23 protein-coding genes and 1 tRNA gene are annotated in these 21,279 nt (G+C 68.1%); 22 read left to right on the top strand and 2 right to left on the bottom strand.

Going from position 1 to position 21,279, the window contains the following annotated elements:
• The first annotated feature begins 68 nt into the window (after positions 1-68).
• Entirely contained in the window at positions 69-788 is a 720-nt protein-coding gene (locus RS883_RS10420; protein ID WP_315760137.1) for an SDR family oxidoreductase, read from the top strand.
• A gap of 66 nt (positions 789-854) precedes the next feature.
• On the opposite strand, the gene RS883_RS10415 is transcribed toward RS883_RS10420, so the two are convergent.
• Complete coding sequence (locus tag RS883_RS10415) at positions 855-2,075, bottom strand: NADP-dependent isocitrate dehydrogenase (RefSeq protein ID WP_315760136.1); 1,221 nt, start codon at positions 2,073-2,075, stop codon at positions 855-857.
• Positions 2,076-2,221: 146 nt separating this feature from the next.
• Between RS883_RS10415 and RS883_RS10410 the strand changes: the two genes are divergently transcribed.
• The 16 genes from RS883_RS10410 (at position 2,222) to RS883_RS10335 (ending at position 16,387) form a co-directional block, all read left to right on the top strand.
• Positions 2,222-2,956 carry a phosphatidylserine decarboxylase gene (locus RS883_RS10410; protein ID WP_315760135.1) on the top strand — a complete coding sequence of 245 codons (735 nt, stop codon included), beginning with the start codon at positions 2,222-2,224 and terminating at the stop codon, positions 2,954-2,956.
• The gene (locus RS883_RS10405) at positions 2,956-3,741 is read left to right on the top strand and encodes a phosphatidylcholine/phosphatidylserine synthase (protein ID WP_315760134.1); all 786 of its coding nucleotides are present in this window, start codon (positions 2,956-2,958) and stop codon (positions 3,739-3,741) included. Before RS883_RS10410 ends, RS883_RS10405 begins: the two co-directional genes overlap by 1 nt.
• Positions 3,742-4,175: 434 nt before the next feature.
• A complete protein-coding gene (gene rpsB / locus RS883_RS10400; RefSeq protein WP_315760133.1) occupies positions 4,176-4,958 on the top strand; it encodes a 30S ribosomal protein S2 in 783 nt (260 codons plus the stop codon).
• 105 nt (positions 4,959-5,063) lie between these two features.
• Positions 5,064-6,002: a translation elongation factor Ts gene (gene tsf, locus RS883_RS10395; RefSeq protein ID WP_315760132.1), complete on the top strand. Its 939-nt coding sequence runs from the start codon at positions 5,064-5,066 to the stop codon at positions 6,000-6,002.
• A 111-nt stretch (positions 6,003-6,113) separates the two neighbouring features.
• Entirely contained in the window at positions 6,114-6,839 is a 726-nt protein-coding gene (gene pyrH, locus RS883_RS10390) for a UMP kinase (RefSeq protein ID WP_315760131.1), read from the top strand.
• A 12-nt stretch (positions 6,840-6,851) separates the two neighbouring features.
• Complete coding sequence (gene frr / locus RS883_RS10385; RefSeq protein ID WP_315760130.1) at positions 6,852-7,409, top strand: ribosome recycling factor; 558 nt, start codon at positions 6,852-6,854, stop codon at positions 7,407-7,409.
• 37 nt (positions 7,410-7,446) lie between these two features.
• On the top strand, positions 7,447-8,178 hold the full coding sequence (locus RS883_RS10380; RefSeq protein WP_315760129.1) for an isoprenyl transferase: 732 nt from the start codon (positions 7,447-7,449) through the stop codon (positions 8,176-8,178).
• Positions 8,175-8,984: a phosphatidate cytidylyltransferase gene (locus tag RS883_RS10375; RefSeq protein WP_315760128.1), complete on the top strand. Its 810-nt coding sequence runs from the start codon at positions 8,175-8,177 to the stop codon at positions 8,982-8,984. Before RS883_RS10380 ends, RS883_RS10375 begins: the two co-directional genes overlap by 4 nt.
• Complete coding sequence (locus RS883_RS10370) at positions 8,981-10,138, top strand: 1-deoxy-D-xylulose-5-phosphate reductoisomerase (RefSeq protein WP_315760127.1); 1,158 nt, start codon at positions 8,981-8,983, stop codon at positions 10,136-10,138. Before RS883_RS10375 ends, RS883_RS10370 begins: the two co-directional genes overlap by 4 nt.
• Positions 10,135-11,268: an RIP metalloprotease RseP gene (gene rseP, locus RS883_RS10365; RefSeq protein ID WP_315760126.1), complete on the top strand. Its 1,134-nt coding sequence runs from the start codon at positions 10,135-10,137 to the stop codon at positions 11,266-11,268. The genes RS883_RS10370 and rseP overlap by 4 nt, the downstream gene beginning before the upstream one ends.
• A 95-nt stretch (positions 11,269-11,363) precedes the next feature.
• On the top strand, positions 11,364-14,084 hold the full coding sequence (bamA, locus tag RS883_RS10360; RefSeq protein ID WP_315765066.1) for an outer membrane protein assembly factor BamA: 2,721 nt from the start codon (positions 11,364-11,366) through the stop codon (positions 14,082-14,084).
• Positions 14,084-14,704 carry an OmpH family outer membrane protein gene (locus RS883_RS10355; protein ID WP_315760125.1) on the top strand — a complete coding sequence of 207 codons (621 nt, stop codon included), beginning with the start codon at positions 14,084-14,086 and terminating at the stop codon, positions 14,702-14,704. The genes bamA and RS883_RS10355 overlap by 1 nt, the downstream gene beginning before the upstream one ends.
• A gap of 53 nt (positions 14,705-14,757) precedes the next feature.
• On the top strand, positions 14,758-15,183 hold the full coding sequence (gene fabZ / locus RS883_RS10350; protein WP_409977414.1) for a 3-hydroxyacyl-ACP dehydratase FabZ: 426 nt from the start codon (positions 14,758-14,760) through the stop codon (positions 15,181-15,183).
• Positions 15,184-15,273: 90 nt separating this feature from the next.
• On the top strand, positions 15,274-15,504 hold the full coding sequence (rpmE, locus tag RS883_RS10345) for a 50S ribosomal protein L31 (RefSeq protein ID WP_315760123.1): 231 nt from the start codon (positions 15,274-15,276) through the stop codon (positions 15,502-15,504).
• Between the two features lie 45 nt (positions 15,505-15,549).
• Complete coding sequence (locus RS883_RS10340) at positions 15,550-15,891, top strand: PilZ domain-containing protein (protein ID WP_315760122.1); 342 nt, start codon at positions 15,550-15,552, stop codon at positions 15,889-15,891.
• A 130-nt stretch (positions 15,892-16,021) separates the two neighbouring features.
• On the top strand, positions 16,022-16,387 hold the full coding sequence (locus tag RS883_RS10335; RefSeq protein WP_315760121.1) for a hypothetical protein: 366 nt from the start codon (positions 16,022-16,024) through the stop codon (positions 16,385-16,387).
• A gap of 3 nt (positions 16,388-16,390) precedes the next feature.
• Here the strand turns inward: RS883_RS10335 and RS883_RS10330 are convergent.
• Positions 16,391-16,480 (bottom strand) — tRNA-Ser (locus RS883_RS10330).
• Positions 16,481-16,658: 178 nt separating this feature from the next.
• Here RS883_RS10330 and RS883_RS10325 point away from each other — a divergent pair.
• From RS883_RS10325 to RS883_RS10305, 5 genes are read left to right on the top strand one after another with little or no spacing between them, the layout of a single operon-like run.
• Positions 16,659-17,624, top strand: a complete 966-nt coding sequence (locus tag RS883_RS10325) for a lytic murein transglycosylase (RefSeq protein WP_315765065.1) — start codon at positions 16,659-16,661, stop codon at positions 17,622-17,624.
• Complete coding sequence (locus RS883_RS10320) at positions 17,608-18,468, top strand: SPOR domain-containing protein (protein ID WP_315760120.1); 861 nt, start codon at positions 17,608-17,610, stop codon at positions 18,466-18,468. The genes RS883_RS10325 and RS883_RS10320 overlap by 17 nt, the downstream gene beginning before the upstream one ends.
• A gap of 32 nt (positions 18,469-18,500) precedes the next feature.
• Positions 18,501-19,667, top strand: coding sequence for a D-alanyl-D-alanine carboxypeptidase family protein (locus RS883_RS10315; protein ID WP_315760119.1), 1,167 nt, complete (start codon positions 18,501-18,503; stop codon positions 19,665-19,667).
• Positions 19,664-20,290, top strand: a complete 627-nt coding sequence (gene tmk / locus RS883_RS10310; RefSeq protein ID WP_315760118.1) for a dTMP kinase — start codon at positions 19,664-19,666, stop codon at positions 20,288-20,290. Before RS883_RS10315 ends, tmk begins: the two co-directional genes overlap by 4 nt.
• Positions 20,287-21,264, top strand: a complete 978-nt coding sequence (locus RS883_RS10305) for an AAA family ATPase (RefSeq protein WP_315760117.1) — start codon at positions 20,287-20,289, stop codon at positions 21,262-21,264. Before tmk ends, RS883_RS10305 begins: the two co-directional genes overlap by 4 nt.
• Positions 21,265-21,279: the final 15 nt, after the last annotated feature.

The raw sequence follows: 21,279 nt of genomic DNA, 5'->3' as shown, positions 1-21,279 counted from the left end.
AGTATCGGGCAGGATCGCCGGCGCTGCTGCGCCTAAGGTCGACCAATGACTGACAGGAGGCGCGAAGCATGACCGTCGTGGCAATCACCGGCGCAAGCGGTGGCATCGGCGAGGCGACCGCCCGCTACCTCGCGGCGCAGGGTATGCGTGTCGTCCTGGGCGCACGCAGCGAGGCGGCGCTTGCCGCGATCACCGCATCGATCAACGAGGCTGGTGGAAAGGCCGTCCATGTCGCGATGGACGTCACGGATCGAACGGGCTCTCAGGCGCTGGTCGATCGGGCGATCGAGGCATTCGGTCGGCTCGACGTGTTCGTCGCCAACGCCGGCGCGATGCCGATCAGTCCGATGGAAACGCTCGCGTTCGACGATTGGGAGCAGATGGTCGACGTCAACGTGAAGGGCGTACTGTGGGGCATCGGCGCCGTGCTGCCCCGGTTCCTGACGCAGGAGGAGGGGCACTTCATCGCCATCGCCTCGACTGCCTCGCGCAAGATCGTGCCCGGCATGGCGGTCTATGCCGGGACCAAGGCGGCGGTGGTCGCGATCTGCGAGGGGCTTCGCCAGGAGGTCGCTGGTAAGGTCCGCGTGACGACCATCCTTCCGGGCTTCACCGCGACCAACTTCGCCGACCATATCCGCGACCAGGCGACGCGCGAGCGCGTCGCGGCAGGAGCTTCGATCGCGATGCCGCCGGAGACGATCGCCGCCGCCATCGCCTACGCGATCGCGCAACCGTCCGGCGTCAACATCGGCGAGATCGTCGTGCGTCCTGCCGTCCAGGCCTGACGATCGCTACGAAAAAGGGCGCCCCGGTCACCCGGAGCGCCCCTTCATGGCGTCAGCGGCGGAAGCTTACTTCCACTCGCCCATCGCGGTTTCGAGGTTGACGCGGATCGCCTCGAAGAACTGCTCGGTCGTCATCCAGGGCTGGTCGGGACCGATCAGGATCGCGAGATCCTTGGTCATCGCGCCGTTCTCGACCGTCTCGACGCAGACGCGCTCCAGCGTCTCGGCGAAGCGGGTCACGTCGGGCGTGCCGTCGAACTTGCCGCGATATTTGAGGCCGCCGGTCCAGGCGAAGATCGACGCGATCGGGTTGGTCGACGTCGCCTTGCCCTGCTGGTGCTGGCGATAGTGGCGCGTGACGGTGCCGTGCGCGGCTTCCGCCTCGATCGTCTTACCGTCCGGCGTCATCAGCACCGAGGTCATCAGGCCGAGCGAGCCGAAGCCCTGGGCGACCGTGTCGGACTGGACGTCGCCGTCATAGTTCTTGCACGCCCAAACGAACTCGCCGTGCCACTTGAGCGCGGAGGCGACCATGTCGTCGATCAGGCGGTGCTGATACTCGATGCCCGCTTCCTTGAACTGCGCCTCGAACTCGGTCTCGAACACCTCCTGGAAGATGTCCTTGAAGCGCCCGTCATAGGCCTTCATGATCGTGTTCTTGGTCGACAGATACACTGGCCACTGACGACCCAGGCCGTAGTTCAGGCTGGCGCGCGCGAAGTCGCGGATCGAATCGTCCAGGTTGTACATCGCCATCGCGACGCCGGACGAGGGGAAGCGGAACACCTCCTCGTCGATTACCGTGCCGTCGTCGCCTTCGAAGACGAGGCGCAGCTTGCCCGGGCCGGGCACCTTGTAGTCGGTCGCGCGATACTGGTCGCCGAACGCGTGGCGGCCGACGACGATCGGGTGGGTCCAGCCGGGAACGAGGCGGGGGACGTTCTTGATGACGATCGGCTCGCGGAAGACGACACCGCCCAGGATGTTGCGGATCGTGCCGTTGGGCGACTTCCACATCTTCTTGAGGCTGAATTCCTCAACGCGCTGCTCATCGGGGGTGATCGTCGCGCACTTCACGCCGACGCCGTATTTCTGGATCGCCTTGGCCGAGTCGACGGTGATCTGGTCGTCGGTCTCGTCGCGCTTCTCGACGGCGAGGTCGTAATATTCGAGGTCGATGTCGAGATAGGGGAGGATCAGGCGCTCGCGGATCCAAGCCCAGATGATCCGCGTCATTTCGTCGCCGTCGATCTCCACGACGGGCGTCTTCACCTTGATCTTCGCCATCAACGTCTCGCTGTTCCTGAGGGAGGGATTGCCGCGTTCCCTAAGCCCGGCGGCGCGCGGGATCAACCGCATGGGGCATCGGCTTTGCAGCCGCGCTATTGCCACAACTGATTGTGTCGCAGGGCGGGCACGGTTAGACCCGGGCGATGCCATCACTCGACAAGCCGCCGATCGCCACCACCACGGTCAAGTGGCGCTTCCCCGCCGTTCATCCAGAGGGGCGCAAGTACGTCCTGATCGCCGGCGCGATCGCCGCTCTGGCCTACATCGTCGGTGGCGGTTGGTTCTGGACGTGGCCGCTGATCGGCGTGACGATCTGGGTCGCGGCGTTCTTTCGCGATCCGGTTCGCGTGACGCCGCAGGGGCCGGGGCTGATCGTCGCGCCCGCCGATGGTCTCATCACGATGATCCAGCAAGTTCCGCTACCACCCGAGCTCGCCGGCCCGCAGGGGCTGGGCGAGGGGCCGCTTACGCGCGTGTCGATCTTCATGAGCGTGTTCGACGTCCACATCAATCGCACGCCGGTGACCGGCACGGTGCGCCAGGTCGTCTATATCTCGGGCAAGTTCGTCAACGCCGACCTCGACAAGGCGTCGGACGAGAATGAGCGCCAGCACATCGTCGTCGAGGCACCGGACGGCACTCGCTTCGGCTTCACCCAGATCGCGGGCTTCGTCGCGCGCCGCATCCTCGCCTTCGTGAAGCCGGGCGACATGATCGTCGCGGGCCAGCGCATCGGCCTGATCCGCTTCGGCAGCCGCGTCGACGTGTTCCTGCCCGCCGGCTACGCGCCGCAGGTGGCGCTCGGCCAGCGCAGCGTCGCGGGCGAGACGATCATCGGCCGTTTGGGTGCCGAGCCGCCGATGGGCGTGTCGCAGTAATGCCGCTTCGTCCACGTCGGGTGCGCCGCGGCCTTCCGCTTCGCGCCATCGCCCCCAACGCCGTCACCGCGCTGGCATTGTGCTCGGGTTTGACCGGCATTCGCTTCGCCATCGCTGGGGATTGGGAACGGGCGGTGCTGATGGTGCTGCTCGCCGGCGCGCTCGACGGCATCGACGGGCGTATCGCCCGGCTCGTTCGCGGCGAGAGCCGGTTTGGCGCCGAGCTCGACAGCCTGTCCGACGCGATCAGCTTCGGCGTGTCGCCCGCGCTGATCCTCTATCTCTGGTCGCTCATGGGCATTCCGCGGATCGGCTGGCTGGCGGCGCTCGTCTACGCGGTGTTCTGCGCGCTTCGTCTCGCGCGGTTCAATGCGAACATCGACGTGGCGGAACAGCCGCACAAGTCGGCCGGCTTCCTGACGGGCGTTCCCGCCCCAGCCGGCGCGGGCCTGGCCATGTTGCCGATGTATCTGTGGTTCTGGAGCGGGGAGGCAATCTTTGCCTCGCCCTGGCTGGTCGCGCCCTGGGTCGCGTTCGTCGCGTTCCTGATGGTGTCGAGCCTGGCGACCTTTTCCTGGTCGTCGATGCGGCTGCGGCGGCGGGTCCGGTTCGAGGCGCTGGCGGTGGTCGTGATCCTGGCCGCCGCGATCGTCTCCGCACCCTGGCAGACGCTGAGCGTGATCTGTGTCGCCTACGTCGCGACGATCCCGTTCAGCATCCTCAGCTATGCAAGGGTCAGGCGGCTGCGCGCAGGTGCGCCGGCGACGCCGTCAGCCGAGGCATAGGGCGTCCCGCCCGGCGACCGGGCAGCGGCGGCAGCGTTGCCAGCCGCGTCTGCGTACCATGCGTCAGCAGGCAGAGGATCCGGGCGCGGTACGGCGCCACGGTCAGCACGATCACGCCCATGGCGACCACGGCCGCGACAGCAAACAGCACGATTGCGAGGAAAGCAGCCACCCTTCGAACTCCCGATACGCCGGCATGTTAACAAACTGTTAGTTATCAACAGATTTGCGACCGGCGGGTTCCATGATCCTGTTGCGGACATGGTATGTTCCACTTGTGTTCGCGCTGTCAAGCATTGATCTTGATCGCGCGTTCGGATAAAGGCGCCCGCTCAACCCGCATGGGAAGCATATAACCCGGTGCCCGAGGCCGCCTTTCAGGTGTGTGGCGGGTCGCTCGCTTCCCAGAGGCTCAACCGGAAGGAGATATCCCTATGGCGGCACCTGTCGTCACCATGCACCAGCTGCTCGATTCTGGCGCGCACTTCGGCCACCAGACGCATCGCTGGAACCCGAAGATGAAGCCCTACATCTTTGGCGAGCGCAACGGCGTCCACATCCTCGACCTCAGCCAGACCGTGCCGCTGTTCGCGCGCGCGCTCGAATTCGTGTCGTCGACCGTCGCCGGCGGCGGCAAGGTGCTGTTCGTCGGCACCAAGCGCCAGGCGCAGGAAGCGGTCGCCGAGTCGGCGCGCCGTTCGGGTCAGCACTTCGTCAATCACCGCTGGCTGGGCGGCATGCTCACCAACTGGAAGACGATCTCGGGCTCGATCAAGCGCCTCAAGACGCTCGAGGAGCAGCTGTCGGGCGACACGCACGGCCTCACCAAGAAGGAAGTGCTCAACCTGACGCGTGAGCGCGACAAGCTCGAGCTGTCGCTGGGTGGCATCCGCGACCTGGGCGGCATTCCCGACATCATGTTCGTGATCGATGCCAACAAGGAAGAGCTGGCGATCAAGGAAGCCAACACGCTTGGCATCCCGGTCGTCGCGATCCTCGACTCGAACGTTTCGCCCGACGGCATCGCCTTCCCGGTGCCCGCGAACGACGACGCGAGCCGCGCGATCCGTCTTTACTGCGAGGCGATGGCGATCGCCGCGACCCGCGGCAACAACCAGGCGGCCATGCAGACCCAGGACTTCGGCGCGATGGCCGAGCCGCCGGTCGAGCCCGCGCTGACCGAGGAAGCGCCGGCCGCGGAGCCCGCGCAGGCCTGATCGCCTGATATGACGCGCGGCACGCCCGCGCGTCACCGATCTGTCATTCGGGCGGGGCAGGGCACGACGCGCTGACCCCGCCCGCATTTTAAGAAGGAAATCGACATGGCCGAGATCACGGCTGCCGCCGTCAAGGAACTGCGTGAGCGTTCGGGCGCCGGCATGATGGATTGCAAGAAGGCGCTGGCGGAGAACGCGGGCGACATGGAAGCCGCCGTCGACTGGCTGCGCACCAAGGGCCTTGCCGCCGCCGCCAAGAAGTCGAGCCGCACCGCGGCCGAGGGCCTGGTCGGCGTCGCCGTCGCCGGCACCAAGGGCGTTGCGGTCGAGGTGAACTCGCAGACCGACTTCGTCGCCAAGAACGAGATCTTCCAGGATTTCGTCCGCAACGTGACCGCGCTCGCGCTGGAGCAGGGTGACGACATCGACGCGCTCAAGGCCGCGCAGATGCCGGCCGGCGGGACCGTCGAGGAGGTGCTGACCAACAACATCTCGACCATCGGCGAGAACCAGGTGCTTCGCCGCGCGAAGGCGGTGTCGGTGTCGCAGGGCGCGGTGATCCCGTACGTCCACAACGCGGCGGCCCCCGGCCTCGGCAAGATCGGCGTGCTCGTCGCGCTCGAATCGGATGCTGGCGTCGACGTGCTCGAGCCGCTGGGCAAGCAGATCGCGATGCATGTCGCGGCCGCCTTCCCGCTGGCGCTGACCGCCGACGACCTCGATTCCGAAGTCGTCGAGCGTGAGGCCGCGATCCTTCGCGAGAAGAACGCCGAGAAGATCGTCGGCAAGTCCGACGAGGTCGCCCAGAAGATCCTCAACGGGCCGATCGAGAAGTTCAAGAAGGAGAACGCACTCCTCACCCAGGCGTTCGTGATGGACGGCAAGACCCCGGTCGGCGACGTCATCGCCAAGGCCGCCAAGGACGCCGGCGCGTCGATCAAGCTGATCGACTATGTCCGCTTCCAACTCGGTGAGGGCATCGAGAAGGAAGAGAGCGACTTCGCCGCCGAAGTCGCCGCCACCGCGGGCATCGGCAAGAACTGACGCCTTGCGCCCCTTGCCCCGAGCGGGCAGGGGGCTAATCAGTTGGCATCGCGGCGCGGGCCTTCTAAGGTCCGCGCCGTTTTGCTGCCCCCTCGAGATCGAACGGGATTCATGAGCCGCCCCACCTTCAAGCGCATTCTCCTCAAGCTGTCGGGCGAGGTCCTGATGGGCCAGGGGCAGTACGGCATCGATCCCGAAACCTGTGACCGCGTCGCCCAGGAAGTGAAGGCGATCGTCGACACCGGGCTCGAGCTTTGCATGGTGGTAGGCGGCGGCAATATTTTCCGCGGGCTGGCAGGCGCCGCGCAGGGCTTCGACCGCGCCTCGGCCGATTACATGGGCATGCTGGCGACGGTGATGAACGCGCTCGCCATGCAGAACGCGCTGGAGAAGGCGGGCGTCGACACCCGTGTCCAGTCGGCGATCCCGATGGCCAGCGTCTGCGAGCCCTATGTCCGCCGCCGCGCACAGCGGCACATGGAAAAGGGCCGTGTCGTCCTGTTCGCCGCGGGCACCGGCCTCCCGTTCTTCACGACCGATACCACCGCGGCGCTGCGTGCGGCCGAAATGGGCTGCGACGCGCTGTTCAAGGGCACCAGCGTCGACGGCGTCTATGACGCCGATCCCAAGAAGGTGCCGACCGCCAAACGCTATGACGAGCTCAGCTACGACCGCGTGCTCGCCGACAATCTCAAGGTGATGGACGCCAGCGCTGTGGCGCTGTGCCGCGACAGCGACATCCCCATCGTCGTCTTCAGCATTCGTGACGAGGGCAACCTTGCCGCCGTGGTCGGCGGTCAGGGCACCGCCACCATCGTCCGCAAGCCACAAGCATAAGGGAGAGCCGCCATGGCCGCATATGACAAGGCCGATCTCGAGCGCCGCATGGCGGGCGCCGTCGAATCGCTGAAGGGCGACCTGGGCGGTCTGCGCACCGGCCGCGCCTCCACCTCGCTGCTCGATCCGGTGACGGTCGAGGTGTACGGCGCGCACATGCCGCTGGTGCAGGTCGCAACCGTTTCGGTGCCCGAGCCGCGCATGATCTCCGTGCAGGTTTGGGACAAGTCGAACGTCGGCCCCGTCGAAAAGGCGATCCGCTCGGCCGGGCTGGGCCTCAACCCGATCAACGACGGCAACACGCTGCGCCTGCCGATCCCCGACCTGACCGAGGAGCGCCGCAAGGAGCTCGCCAAGCTGGCCGGGCAATATGCGGAGAAGGCGCGCATCGCCGTCCGCAACGTCCGCCGCGACGGCATGGACGCGCTCAAGACCGACGAGAAGAAGGGCGTCTATTCGGAAGACGAGCGCAAGCGCCACGAGACCGAGGTGCAGAAGCTCACCGACGCGACGATCGCCGACCTCGATGCCGCCGCCGCTGCCAAGGAAAAGGAAATCCTCGGCAAGTGAGTTCCGCGGCTGCGCATGGCGCCCGGGGGGCGCGCTGATGGCGACGCAGATCGATCCCGCGGCGCTTGCCGGCGCCCGCCCGCGGCATGTGGCGATCATCATGGACGGCAATGGGCGCTGGGCAAAGGCCCGGCGCCTGCCGCGCGCGGCTGGTCACAAGCAGGGGGTGGAGGCGGTGCGCCGCGTTACCCGCGCTGCGCGCGACCTGGGGCTTGAGGTGCTGACGCTCTACGCCTTTTCCTCGGAGAATTGGCGCCGCCCGGCCGAGGAAGTGCAGGACCTGATGGGGCTGCTGCGTCATTTCCTCCGCGCCGAGATCGCGACGCTGGTCGCCGACAATGTCCGGCTGAGCGTGATCGGCGACTATCAGGTGCTGTCGCGTGACCTGGTCGCGATGATCGACGATGCGATCGCACGGACCGCGCGGAATACCGGCCCTACGTTGGTGATCGCACTCAATTACGGCGCGCAGGCGGAGATCGCCGCCGCCGCCCGCCGCCTCGCCGCCGCCGCGCGGGACGGGACGATCGACCCGGCCGAGATCGACGAGGCGCGGATCGAGGGCGAGCTGACGACGCGCGACCTGCCGCCGCTCGACCTGTTGATCCGCACGTCGGGGGAGCAGCGGCTGTCGAACTTCCTTCTTTGGCAGGCGGCCTATGCCGAGCTGCTGTTCGTCGACACGCTCTGGCCCGACTTCAACGAGACGACGCTCGCCGACGCGCTCGACACCTTTTCGCGGCGGCAGCGACGCTTTGGTGGCCTGTGACCCCTGAAGATCAGGTGATTGCGGACGAACGGGCGCGGCGAAAGGCGAACCTCAACCAGCGGCTGACCGTCGGGTTCAGCCTGCTCGCCATCGCGTTCTGCGCGCTGTGGTGGGGCGGCATCGCCTTTTGGCTGGTGGTCGTCGTCGGCGCGCTCCTGATGATGAGCGAATGGTCGGACATGTTCGGCGCCAGTCAGCGTGACAAGCGGATCGGCCAATTCGCGTTATCCGTACCGCTCGCGATCATGGCGCCGATAGCCAGCGGGCCGAGCTTCTTCGCATTCGGCCTCGTCGTCGGCGCGGCCTTCTTCGTGGGCGCGATCACCGGGCGGCGCGCGCTGGCCGGCGGCATCCTCTATTCCGGCCTTCCCGCCTTGTCGCTCTTGCTGCTGCGGTCGATGCCCGATGGCCTGTTCCTGTCGCTCTGGGCGATGGGCTTGGTCTGGGCGTGCGACACCGCCGCCTTCTTCGTCGGTCGATCGGTCGGCGGCCCGCGCTTCGCGCCGGCGATCAGCCCCAACAAGACATGGTCGGGGTTTCTCGGCGGGCTCGTCGCCGCGGCGGTGCTGGGCGGGATCATGGCCGCCAACGGCCTGTCGCCCTGGCTTGCTGCCGCGACGCCCGTACTCGCGGTCGTGTCGGCGCTCGGTGATCTCTACGAAAGCTGGCTCAAGCGGCGGGCGGGGATCAAGGATTCCGGGACGCTGCTCCCCGGCCATGGCGGCATGCTCGACCGGCTCGACGGTATCGTGCCGGTGGCGCCGCTCGCCGCGCTGCTGGTACTCGCGGTGGGAGCGGCGGCGTGAGGACGGTCACGATCCTCGGCGCGACCGGATCGATCGGCACCTCGACGCTCGATCTGGTGGAGCGGGAGCCCGACCGCTTCCGCGTCGTCGCGCTGACCGCCAATTGCGACGTCGAACGGCTTGCCGCCGCGGCGCGCCGCACCAACGCCGAGCTCGCGGTCGTCGCCGACGAAAGCTGCCTGCCCGCGCTGAAGGCAGCGCTCGCCGGAACGTCGACGCGGGCGGCCGGCGGCGCGGCGGCGATCTGCGAGGCGGCGCGCGCCGGTGCCGACTGGACGATGAGCGCGATCGTTGGCTGTGCGGGGCTCGGTCCCACGCTAGCCGCGATCGAGGGCGGCGGGACCGTCGTCATCGCCAACAAGGAGCCGCTGGTCTCCGCCGGCGAGCTCATCCTCGCCGCGGCGCAGGCAAGCGGCGCAACGCTGCTGCCCGCCGACAGCGAGCACAACGCAATCTTCCAGTGCCTCGCCGGCGATCGTCCCGCGGGCGTCCGGCGGCTGATCCTGACCGCCAGCGGCGGCCCGTTCCGAAGCTGGACCCGCGACCGGATGGCGTCGGTCACGCCCGAGCAGGCGGTCGCCCACCCCAATTGGTCAATGGGTGCCAAGATCAGCGTCGACAGCGCGACGATGATGAACAAGGGCCTGGAGCTGATCGAGGCGGCGCGGCTGTTCCCGGTCGATCCGGAAGCGATCGACATCGTCGTCCATCCGCAATCCGCCGTCCATTCGCTGGTCGAATATGTCGACGGATCGATGCTGGCGCAGATCGGGCCCAGCGACATGCGCGTGCCGATCGCGCACACGCTGGCCTGGCCCGACCGCATGGCGACGCCGATGGCGCCGCTCGATTTGGTCGCGCTCGGGCGGCTGGAGTTCGAGGCGCCCGATCCCGTGCGCTTCCCCGCGCTGGCGCTCGCGCGTCAGGCGCTGGGGGCAGGGGGCGCGCGCCCCGCGATCCTCAATGCCGCGAACGAAGTGGCGGTCGAGGCCTTCCTCAAGCGGCGCTGCGGCTTCCTCGAAATTGCCGCAATCGTCGCGGATACGCTGGAACGGTACGATCCGCCCGCACCCGGCGATGTCGATGGGGTGCTGGCGGTGGACGGCGAGGCGCGGCGTTTCGCGGCCGAGCGGGTAGAGGATCGCGTCGCTTGATCGAAAACCCGGGTGTGTTCTTCACGGCGATCGCCTTCGTTGCGATGATCGGCCCGCTCGTGTTCGTGCACGAGCTGGGCCACTATCTCGCCGGCCGCTGGTTCGGGGTGAAGGCGGAAGCGTTCTCGATCGGCTTCGGGCGCGAGGTCGCGGGCTTCACCGATCGTCGCGGCACCCGGTGGAAGTTCGGCTGGCTGCCGCTCGGCGGCTATGTCCGGTTCGCCGGCGACATGAGCCCCGCGAGCCAGCCCAATGCCGAATGGTTGTCGCTGCCTGCCGAAGAGCGTGCGCAGACCTTCCAGGCCAAGCCCGTGTGGCAGCGCGCGATCATCGTCGCGGCCGGCCCGGCGATCAACTTCCTCCTCGCGATCCTGATTCTCGGCGGCTTCGCCTATGCCTATGGCGTCAGCCGCACGCCGCCGGTGATCGGCGTCATCGAGCCGGGCAGCGCCGCCGCGACGGCGGGGCTGGAGCGCGGCGACCGCATCGTCACGATCGGTGGCCGCGGCATCGAGACCTTCGACGACATCGCCGGATACGCGCGGCTGCGGCCCGGCGAAGCGATCGACATCCGCATCGAGCGGGACGGCATCGGCCAGACTCTGCCCGTCACCATCGGTGAGCGGCGGGAGCGCGACCGCTTCGGCAACGACTATCGCATCGGGCGCCTGGGCATCGGCCCCGCCGCGCCGGTACGCGAGCCGATCGGCCTTCTCGAAGCGCCGGTCGTCGGCGTCCAGCGCACCGGCGAGATCGTCGGCATGATGCTCGACACGATCGGCCAGATCATCACCGGCCGCCGCTCGGTGGAGGAGCTTGGCGGACCGTTGCGCATCGCTCAGGTGTCCGGCCAGCAGCTCAGCCTGGGCCTGCCCGAGTTCATCGGCTTGATCGCGCTCATTTCGATTAACCTGGGGTTCATCAACCTCTTGCCAGTTCCGATGCTTGATGGCGGTCACCTGCTCTTTTACGCGATCGAGGCGGTGCGCCGTCGACCCGTCGACCCGCAGGTGCTCGAATGGGCGTTCCGCGGTGGACTTGCGGCGCTGCTTGCGCTGATGTTCCTCGTGACGATCAATGATCTCGGCGCATTCGGACTTTGGCGCAGCCTCGCCGGCTTGATCGGCTGACACGGTTCGTGCAGGGGCGTGGCGCCCCGATGCGGGACTCTTTCTTCGGGACATTTTGGGTGGGGACGACGGTGACGGCGATCAAGGCGAGCAAGATGGGTGCGCTGGGCTCGGTGCTGCTTGCCGGCACGATGCTGGCGGGTGTGGCCGAGGCGCAGACCGCTGCGCCCGCCGCGCAGGCACCGACGGCCCCCGCGCCCGCGGTCCAGGCGGCACCTGCGCGCACGATCAAATCGCTGCGCGTCCTCGGCAACCAACGCATCGAACCCGATACGGTTCTCAGCTACACCAAACTTCGTGTCGGTCAGCCTTATACGAACGAGACGGTCGACCAGGCGATCAAGGACCTGCTCGCCTCCGACCTCCTTCAGACTGTCCAGATCGAAGGCGTCGAAACCGGCGACCTGATCGTGCGCGTGGTCGAGAACCCGATCATCAACCGCATCGTGCTCGAGGGCAACAAGCGGCTGAAGAACGACAAGATCCTGCCGGAGATCAAGCTCAAGCCGCGCCAGATCTTCACGCGCACTGCGGTCCGCGCCGACGTGGCGCGGATCATCGAACTGTATCGCCGCCAGGGCCGCTTCGCCGCGGTGGTCGAGCCCAAGCAGGTCAACCTCGACCAGAACCGCGTCGACGTCGTCTTCGAGATTACCGAGGGACCGAAGTCCAAGGTCCGCCAGATCAACATCATCGGCAACGAGAAGTATGACGATGACGAGCTGCGCAAGCAGATGGCGACCAAGCAGGCGCGATTCTTCCGCTTCTTCAGCTCGAACACTTCGTACGACCAGGATCGCCTGGCGTACGACCAGCAGAAGCTGCGCCAGTTCTACCTGACCGAAGGGTATGCAGACTTCCGCGTGATCTCCGCGGTGGCCGAGCTGACGCCCGACAAGGAAGACTTCATCATCACCTACGTGGTCGAGGAAGGTCCACGCTACAAATTCGGCGATGTCGAGGTGGACAGCGGCATCCGCGACTTCGACGGCGCCAAGCTCGCCGCCGGGCTGCCGATCAAGAAGGGCAACTGGTTCAACGCCAAGCAGGTCGAGGACTCGGTCACGTCGCTGACCGAGACCGCCGGCCTGTTCGGCTATGCGTTCGCCGACGTGCGTCCGGAATATCGGCGCGACGCCGAAAACCTGACGATGGGGCTGACGTTCAACATCGCCGAAAGCTCGCGCACCTATGTCGAGCGGATCGAGATCACCGGCAACACGCAGACGCAGGACGAGGTCATCCGCCGCGAGATGCGTCTGTCCGAGGGCGACGCGTACAACAGCTTCCTTCGCAAGCGGTCGCAGGACCGCGTCAACTCGCTCGGCTTCTTCCAGGACAAGTTCGAGATCGAGGAGAAGGAAGGCTCCGCACCCGATCGCGTCGTGCTCGGTGCGAATGTCGAGGAGCGCTCGACCGGCGAGCTCACGCTGTCGGCGGGCTTCTCCAGCCTCGAGCGATTCATCCTCCAGGGCTCGATCCGCCAGCGCAACTTCCGCGGCAAGGGTCAAGACCTGCGCCTTCAAGCCAATTATTCAAGCTATTCGAAGTCCATCGAGCTGGGCTTCACCGAGCCCTATCTGTTCGACAAGAACATCGCGCTGGGCGGCACGATCTTCCGCCGCGACTACAACGCGTTCAACTTCATCGGCAACAACCGCAATACGACCTTCAGCCAGACCTCGACCGGTTTTCAGATCGTCGCGGGCGTGCCGCTGACCGAGTATTGGTCGCTGTCGGGCAACTATCAGCTGTCGCAGGACAACGTCACGCTCGACGAGTCGCTCTACTACACCAACGGTTCGTGCGATCCGCTGCGTGCCGGCCGCTATTTGTGCGAGCAGATCGGCAACCGCCTGACCTCGCGCATCGGCGTCAGCCTCGTCTATGACAGCCTCAACAGCCGCCTGCGGCCGACGCGCGGTCAGCGACTGGTCGGACGCCTCGACTTCGCCGGCGTCGGCGGCGACGTCCGCTACCTGCGCGGCACGGTCGAAGGCTCGAAGTTCTGGGGCCTGGGCGGCGGGTTCATCTTCTCGCTGAACGGCCAAGGCGGCTATATCAGGAGCCTGGAGGACTCGCCGGGTCCGGGCATCGATGCGGTCCGCATCGTCGATCGCTTCTATCTGGGTGAGCCGCAGTTCCGCGGCTTCGACATCCGCGGCGTTGGCCCACGCGTGCTGCGCGTGCCGTACACGCAGGACGAGAACGGCAATACGATCCTCCAGACCGATCGCCAGTCGATCGTGGACGATCCGCTGGGCGCCAAGGCCTATTATCTCGGCCGCGCCGAGCTCGAGATCCCGCTCGGTTCGGGCGCTCAGGAGCTCGGCCTCCGTCCGTCGATCTATGTCCAGGCGGGTTCGCTGTTCAGCATCACCCGTCCGTTGCCGACCGCGACCTTTACGCAGGCGACCGACTCGAGCGGCAACCCCGTCTTCAACGTCGACGGTTCGCCCTCGCTGCTGCCGCTGGTTCGTCCGGTCACCACCGATGCAGGACAGCAGCTCTACCTCAACAGCTTTACCGAGAACGGCGTCACCGGCACGCGCCTGACGACGTGTTCGGTCGGCTACTCCGCCACCTTCGGCGGCGCCTGCGCCGGCAACGATCCGAACGCGGCGCAGACGCAGACGATTACGCCGTTCCTCGAGCGCTTCGTCGGCGACACCCCCAAGCCGCGCATTACCGTCGGCGTCGGCGTCAACTGGAACTCGCCGTTCGGTCCGCTTCGCATCGATCTCGCCAAGGACCTGATTTCGGTCGATGGTGACGACCCCAAGCTTCTCACCTTCAACGTTGGAGCCGCTTTCTAATGAACAAGTTCCTTCTCGCCGCCGCGCTTGCGCCGGTCGCGATCGCGTCGCCCGCGCTGGCGCAGGTCAACGGCATCGCCGTCGCCAATCCCGAGACCGCCGTCCTCCAGTCGAACGCCTGGAAGACCGCGATCTCGCAGATCCAGACGACCTACAAGGCGCAGCTAGATCAGGCGCAGACGCGCCAGACCGCGATCCAGAACGAGCTTCGCCCGTTGGTCGAGGCCTTCAACAAGGCGCGTTCGGCCCCGAACGCCAACCAGGCCGCGCTGCAGACCCAGGCGACCACCATCCAGCAGCGCGAGCAGACCGCCAACCAGGAGCTTCAGCGCCTGACCCAGCCGGTCCAGCGCGCCCGCGCCTATGCCGCCGAGCAGATCGGCGCGCAGCTCGAGGCGGCAGTCAATGCCGCGATGTCGCGCAAGAAGGTGACGCTGCTGCTCCGTCCCGAGGCGACGGTCCAGGCCGGCCCGGCGGCCGACATCACCGCCGACGTGACGACCGAGCTCAACCGCCTGGTGCCCAGCGTCGGCATCACGCCGCCCGCCAACTGGCAGCCGGGTGGTCAGCAGGCCGCGGCGGCGCCTGCCGCTCCGGCCGCGGCCGCAGCCGGCCGGTGAGCGAAGGCGAGGGGGCGGGCCGCACGATCGGCCCGCTCGACATCAACCGCGTGATGGCCGCGCTGCCGCATCGATATCCGATGCTGCTGGTCGACCGCGTCGAGGAAATCGTCCTCGACCGGTCGATCCGCGCGACGAAGGCGGTGACGATCAACGAAGGCTTCTTCCAGGGGCATTTCCCCGGGCGTCCGATCATGCCGGGCGTGCTGATCGTCGAAGCGGTGGCGCAGGCCGCCGGCGTGCTCGCGGTGGAGAGCCTCGATCTCGCCGGTTCGGGCAAGCTCGTCTATTTCATGGCGATCGAGGAAGCCAAGTTCCGGAAGCCCGTCGAGCCCGGCGTGCTCCTCAGCCTGGAGGTCGAGTTCGTGCAGAAGCGGTCGAGCGTCTGCAAGTTCGCCGGCCGCGCGCTGATCGACGGCGCGGTGGCGGCGACCGCCAACTTCACCGCGATGATTGCCGACCCGCCCAAGGCGGGCTGACCCAAGCGCATTGCAGGCGGGGCGCCGCGCTGCTATGCGCGCGCCCTTCGCTGCTGGTCGGAAACCAGCGGCCATCCCTGGAGATATGACGTGAAGAAGACCGGCCACCCCGACTATCACATGATCAAGGTGCAGATGACCGACGGCACCGTGTTCGAGACGCGCTCGACCTGGGGCAAGGAAGGCGAGACGATGCTGCTCGACATCGATCCGCTCGCGCACCCGGCATGGACCGGCGGCAACCAGCGCCTGCTCGACGCCGGCGGCCAGGTCGCCCGCTTCAACAAGCGTTTCGGCGGCGGTCTGTCGCTCCGCAAGTAAGCGGCCTTCACACCTCGTTTACCAAGCGAGACTAGCATCGGGGACATGGAGAGCCATGTCCCCGTTCGCACGCGCATCGCAGCCGAGCTGACGCCGATCGACGCCGGCGAGACCCGCCGCCGCGCACCGCGAGCCGCCGTCTCGATCGAAGCGGGCGTGGCGAGCGTCGCCATGCATGGCAGCTTGTGCCGCGTCACCGACCTGTCGATCCACGGGGCCCGTATTCAGACCTATGGCGACCTTCGCGCCGGCAGCAGCATCGTGCTGGCCCTGCCGGGCGACATTCGCCGCCTGACGCGCATCGTCTGGTCGCGCGATTACGAAGCCGGCTGCCAGTTCGACGAACCCCTCAGCGAAGCCGAATTCGACGCGTTGATGGGCGGCTGACCGCGGCCGTTCGCCGGCCTGAGCGCTTTTCAGGACCAAGCTTCGTTCGTCGCTGGCGCATCGCGCATAATTGAGCCATGATCCTGCCACATTGCCGGTCGGGCCGACCGCGCGATGCCGGGGAACGTCGATGGCTGGGGCATGGGCGATTGCATTGTTGCTGACCACGGATGCGGTCACGCCGCGAGAGCCGGCGCCGCCCTCACGAGCGGCTGCCCCCATTGCCCTCGACTTTCGCCTGATCGCGCCTGAGGCGGCACAGCCCCGTCCGTTCCGCATCACGCCGGAGGTGTCGAGCGACGATCTTCTCCCCGGCGACCGGCCGACGGCTGAGCTCTGCGCCGACACCCACGAACGCCCGCGCGAACCCGGCGCGCCGATGCGCGCGCGCATGTCGATGCGCCTCGACACCGGACGCGATGCGTTCAGCCCCGCTTTTGCGCTCGGCGGGATCGGCGGCGCCCTGGTCCGCATGACGGACGCGCTGATCGACTGAGGGTGGCGGAGAGGGTGGGATTCGAACCCACGGTGAGCGTGAACCCACGGCGGTTTTCAAGACCGCTGCCTTAAACCACTCGGCCACCTCTCCGCACGTGGGCGCCGGGTTAGCGCTCCCGGCCGCATTTGTGCAAGCCCGCGCGATTGGGGGGTTCAGGCCGGGCCGGGACTGTGGCACAGCTTCGTGCATGTCGGGGTACGGGTTCAAGCGTGGATGGGGCGCAGCGTTGTTGACGCTGTGGCTGTTGGTCGGCACCGCGGGCGGCGCGATGGCGCAGGATGAGGCAGGCTTCCAGGCCTATCTGTCCCAGGTCCGCGGTCGCGCGCTGCAACAGGGCGTAACCGCACGCACGCTGGATGCGGTGCTGCCGACGCTGACCGTCAACCCGCGGGTGATCGAGCTTGATCGCGGCCAGCCGGGTGGCGGCAACAATCCCAACGCCATCCCGAACTTTGCACCCTATCAGGCGCGCCATGTTGACGCCGCCCGGATCGGCCGCGGCCAGCGCGCCTATGCCGCCAACCGTTCGCGCCTGTCGCGGATCGAGGCGGAGACCGGCGTCCCGGAATCGATCATGGTCGCGATCTGGGGCCACGAGACCAATTACGGCGCCTATACCGGCGACTTCGACCTTGCCCGCTCGCTGGCGACGCTCGCCTATGAGGGCCGCCGCCGGGCGCTGTTCGAGGGCGAATTCATCGCGCTTCTCAAGATGATGGACCGCGGCATCCCGCGTGAGCGGCTGAAGGGAAGCTGGGCGGGGGCGACCGGCTATCCGCAGTTCCTGCCGTCGATCTACCTGCGGCTGGCGCGCGACGGCGATGGCGACGGGCGCGCCGACATCTGGACGAGCGAGGCCGACGCGCTCGCCTCGATCGCCAACTACTTCGTCAATGCCGGGTGGCGAGCGGGCCAGCCCTGGGGCGTCGCGGTCAATGTGCCGGGCGGCTTCAACCGTGCGGGGATGACGACGCGCACGATCTCGCCGCGCTGCCCGCGCGTGTTCGAGCGGCACAGCCAGTGGCGGACGATGCGAGAATGGCGCTCGCTGGGCATGGTGCCACAATCGGGACGCCGGCCGGCCGACGACGTGCTCGCGACGCTGATCGAGCCCGACGGGCCGGGCCGCACCGCCTATCTGCTGACGGGGAACTACCGCGTGATCCTCGACTATAACTGCTCTAATTTCTACGCGCTTTCCGTGGGATTGCTCGCCGATGCCGTCGCCCGCTGAGCTGATCGCCCTGACACTCGCCGCCGCGACGCCGGCGCAGGACGCGCCGCCGACGGGCGAGGGGCCGCGCGCCTCTTCCAACGAGGGTGAGCGCTATGACGCGGTCGGCTATGCCGGCTCGATCGAGGCGCCCGCAGGCGTCGCCCACGCAACCCTGCCGCCGGGCAGCTTCGTGGAAGTAACCGCACTCGACACGGGCAAGACCGCTTTGTTCGCGGTGACGGAGGGGATGCAGCCCCGCGCCGGCGAAGTCGTCGCCCTATCGGCCATCGCGATGCAGCAGCTCGGCATCGCCAGCGCCGATGCGCCTGTCCGCGTCCGCGCGGGGCGCCCGTCGCCGCCGGAGATCGCCGCCCTTCGCGCCGGACAGCCGGCAAGTGCGCGGCTCGATGCGCCCGCCGTGCTGCTCGTCGGCCTGCGCAAGGAACTGCCCTCACGCGCTGCGCCCGCGGTTTCGCGATCGGCGCCGTCACCGACCGCCGCGGCGAAGCCGCGCCCTGCGCGAGGCGCTCCGATGGCCGTACCGGCGGCCGCGGGCCAGGCCTCCACGCAGTCGGTCCGTCGACCGGCCCAGCGCCCGATCGATCCGCCCGAAAAGCAGGTTGCCGTCCAGCCCAAGCCTCAGACCGCGCCGGCGCGCGGTTGGGGCGTTCAGGTCGCCGCGCTCTCCAACGCCGCCAATGCGCGCAAGCTTGCCGGCCAGCTCGGCGGCCGCGTGCGTGAAGGCGGCGGCCTCTACCGCGTCCAGCTCGGCCCCTTTGCCGACCGCAATGCCGCCGATCGCGCACGGACCGACCTTGCCCGCCGCGGCCATGGCGGCGCCGCACTCGTCCAGATTCCCTGATCTTCCTCAAGCCACCGGGTACCGACCGACCGATGAACCGCCTGCTTGCCCTCTCGCCCCTCGTCCTCGCGATCGCTGCGCCTGCCGCGGCCCAGCGCCCGCCCTTCGACACGCCCGCGCCGGTCGCGTTCATCGAGGATCTGTCCTCGGGCGCGGTGCTGTTCGCCAAGGATGCCGACCGCCGGATGCCACCGGCATCGATGGCGAAGATGATGACCACCTATGTCATCTTCGACATGATCAAGAAGGGCGAGGTGAAGCTCGACCAGAAGATCACCGTCCGGCCGGAGACGTGGAAGCGGTGGCATGGACCCCAGGCGGGCTCGACGATGTTCCTGTCGCCCGGCGAGCAGGTCAGCGTCGAGAACCTGCTCTATGGCGTCGTCGTCCTCTCCGGCAACGACGCCTGCGTCGTGCTGGCCGAAGGGCTGGCGGGGACCGAGGAAGCGTTCGTCAACCTGATGAACCAGCGCGCCAAGTCAATCGGGCTCAAGAACAGCCAATTCGGCACGTCCAACGGCTGGCCGGACGAGGGGCGGACCTATGTGACCGCGCGTGACCTTGCGCAGCTCGCCCGGGCGACGATTGAAAACTATCCCGACCTCTACAAGAAGTTCTACAGCCGCCGCGACTTCACCTGGGGTCAGACGATGGGCGGCAACGCCATCACCCAGGCCAATCGCGACCCGCTTCTCGGCCGCGTCAACGGCGCCGATGGCCTGAAGACTGGCCATACCGAAGAAGCCGGCTATGGCTTCACCGGCTCCGCCGAGCAGAATGGCCGCCGCCTGGTGATGGTCGTCGCCGGGCTCAACAGCTTCAACCAGCGCATCAGCGAGTCCGTCCGCCTGATGGAATGGGGCTTCAACGCGTGGAAGGCCAAGCCCGTCGTCAAGCAGGGCAAGCGCGTCGAGACCGCCGACGTCCAGCTCGGCGACGCCTCGACCGTCGGCCTGGTCGCGCCGCGCGACCTCAACGTCACGGTGCCCGCCGGCACGTCGGCGGCGATGACCGCCAAGGTCGTCTATCAGGGACCGGTCAAGGCGCCGATCAAGCAGGGCCAGCATATCGCCGACCTCGTCATCACCAGCGCGGACGTGGGTGAGCAGCGCCTGCCGCTCGTCGCGGAGAGCGAGGTGGGCGAGGCGGGCTTCTTCGGCCGCGTCTGGGCCGGGCTGATGGGGCTGTTCGGCGCTTGACGCCGGGTCGGTTCATCACGCTGGAAGGCGGCGAGGGCGCGGGCAAGTCGACGCAGGCGCGCGCGCTGGGCGAGGCCCTGGAGGCATGCGGCTTCCACGTTCTCGTCACGCGCGAGCCCGGTGGCAGCGAGGGGGCGGAGGCGATCCGCAGCCTGCTGATGCAGGGCGACATCGCCCGTTGGAGCCCACACGCCGAAACCTTGCTGTTCGCCGCCGCCCGCGCCGATCATGTCGAGAAGCACATTCGTCCGGCGATCGGCGCCGGCCATTGGGTGATCTGCGATCGCTATGTCGATTCGACTCGTGCCTATCAGGGTGCGCAGGGGATCGACGATGCGGCGATCCTGGCGCTGCACGGCTTCGGCTCGCGCGGGCTGATGCCCGATCGCACCTTCCTGCTCGACCTGCCCCCTGACGAGGGCGCCGCGCGAGCGGCGGGGCGCGATCCGGCCGCCAATGACCGGTTCGAGACGCGCGGAACGGGCTTCCACGCCGCGGTTGCCGCCGCCTTCGACTCGATCGCTGCCGCCGAGCCCGAGCGCGTGCGCCGGATCGATGCCAGCGCCGCGCCGCAGACGGTGACTGCCGCCTTGATCGAGGCGCTCGCCGACCTGCTGCCATGACGTCGCCGATCGGCAACGAGACCGCGCGCGCCGCTTTTGCCGCCGCGGTCGCGGGCGGCTCGATCCACCACGCTTGGCTGATCGCGGGACCGGAAGGAGTGGGGAAGGGCTTGTTCGCGCGGGCGGCGGCGGCGGTGCTGCTCGGCCGCGCGATCGACCCTTCGGTGCCTCTTGCGGGTCCGTTGCCGCCAGACCACCGCATCGCCCGCCTGCTCGCGAGCGGAGCGCATCCGGACTATCGCGAGCTCGTCCGCCTGCCGAAGGATGCCGCGAAGCCCGACGAGGGGCTGAAGCGCAGCATCGCCATCGATCAGGTCCGCACGCTCCAACCGATGTTCGCGACCAAGCCCGCTTTGTCCGAGCGGCGGGTGATCGTCATCGACGCGATCGACGATCTGGAGCGGGCCGGCGCCAATGCGCTCCTCAAGAACCTGGAGGAGCCGCCCACGGGCACGATCTTCCTCCTGGTCAGCCATGCGCCGGGCCGTCTGCTCCCGACGATCCGCTCGCGCTGCCGACTGCTGCGCTTTTCGGCGCTGGAGGACGGCGACGTCGCGCGTGCGCTGCGCAATGCCGATCCGGAACTGGCGGAGCCTGAAATCGCCGCGCTGGTCCGCGCCGGTGCTGGCTCGCCCGGCCGCGCGCTCGCCTTTGCCGGGCTCGACATGGCAGCGATCGAACGCGAGCTCGAGACGATCGCCGCCTCGGGCGACCGCGACAATGCGGCGCGCGGACGGCTGGCCAAGGCGCTGGCGGGGAAGGGCGCCGCCGCTCGTTTCGCCGCCTTCGTCGAGCGCGTGCCGGCCTTCATCGCCGAGCAGGCGCGCGTCGCCAGCGGCGAGCGCCTCCGCACCGCGCTCGACGCGCATGCCGATGCGCGGCAGGTCGGCGGCATCGCGCTCGCGCTGACGCAGGATGCGGCGGGCGCGGTGTTCGAACTCGGCGGCATCGTCGCGCGTCTCGCGCCGCGCTGACGCGCTTGCCGCACT

It is taken from the genome of Sphingomonas sp. Y38-1Y, assembly GCF_032391395.1.
Classification (GTDB): domain Bacteria; phylum Pseudomonadota; class Alphaproteobacteria; order Sphingomonadales; family Sphingomonadaceae; genus Sphingomonas.
Note: the sequence above shows the minus strand (reverse complement) of the source record. Positions and strands in the feature narration are given on the sequence as shown.